Origin of the sequence: Pseudarthrobacter raffinosi, from assembly GCF_023913735.1 — a bacterium.
GTDB classification, from domain to species: Bacteria; Actinomycetota; Actinomycetes; order Actinomycetales; family Micrococcaceae; genus Arthrobacter; species Arthrobacter raffinosi.
Genome location: NZ_JAMXBH010000064.1, coordinates 1 through 1,035 on the forward strand (window position 1 = coordinate 1; position 1,035 = coordinate 1,035).

The following is a 1,035-nucleotide window of genomic DNA, read 5'->3' on the forward strand; positions in this document are numbered from 1 at the left end:
ACTCCTGGGTGAATCGTCTGCGTGATGCGGTCATGCTGATCTCTACTTTCGATAGACCCTCATTTTAAGAGGGCCCACTGTCCGAGATCTTCACGGCAGCTCACACCGTGCGGGAGACCGTGGCATACAAATTCCTGGTAGCCAACGCCAGCCCTTGATTGCCAAGCCAGGCCTCGAATTGCTCTTGAACCGGCCGGAACGCCGCACTGAGTGCATCATTCGGATGAATCCGGCGAGACAGTCCCAGGACTCCCGACACGGCAATATATTCTGTGTGCGATAGTTCGGGCTTTGCGTCCACTTTCTGACCAACAAACCCGCGGAAATCCAGGGTTTTCATCCCCGCCACTCGCTGGCGACACCACATTAATTTTCTCGCAAATCGTGGCCTGTTCACCGGACATGCGACAGCAAAAATCCCGGAAACCTGCGGATCTGTTACCTACTGAGGTTCGTCGTGTCCAGAGCCCTGAGTCCCCACTGGTACGTACCTGTCCCCACTACCTCAGACAACACCAGGACCGATTTACGCAGCAGCTTGCGCTTCCACTCCTTGATCCGCCCCTCCCGGTGCTCTGCAGCCACGGCCTGCAGATACAAGGCAACGACGTCCTCCGTGAACTCGTCAATGCCCTCCCGGGAACAGAACTTCTCGAACTGGGACCACGCCCACCGATACTGCATGTCCGTCGATGGCGCGTGCCCAAGGCCACTGATCGCAGCATCCGCCTGCACGATCAGCCCAGCGATAGAAACATTCATTTCTTGCTCACCTCCAAGTGAAAATCAATAGAGATGAGTCAACGAAAACACGCGATGGTTATCCCGAGGAATGCCGCCCTAAGGCCGCTCCCACAGCCACAGCGCGACAACTACTCGGGATAACAGAATCCTCGGGATATTCTTTATAATCCCGAATTCGGGATTAGAAGGACAAGAGTGGTGCCGAGAACACCGTCTCCCATGTCGCGACCTGGGTCATCGCCGGCCTCCGGCACGAGCAGTTTACGTCGCTGGCGCAGTTGCGCCTGCGGA

Annotated in this window: 2 protein-coding genes; both read right to left on the minus strand. The window is 56.6% G+C overall.

The features are described from left to right. Positions 1 to 100 precede the first annotated feature (100 nt). Positions 101 to 340 (minus strand): hypothetical protein, encoded by a 240-nt coding sequence (locus NG698_RS21595; protein ID WP_252612349.1) that lies wholly within the window; start codon positions 338 to 340, stop codon positions 101 to 103. A 98-nt stretch (positions 341 to 438) separates the two neighbouring features. Next, positions 439 to 762 carry a hypothetical protein gene (locus tag NG698_RS21600; protein ID WP_252612351.1) on the minus strand — a complete coding sequence of 108 codons (324 nt, stop codon included), beginning with the start codon at positions 760 to 762 and terminating at the stop codon, positions 439 to 441. Positions 763 to 1,035: the final 273 nt, after the last annotated feature.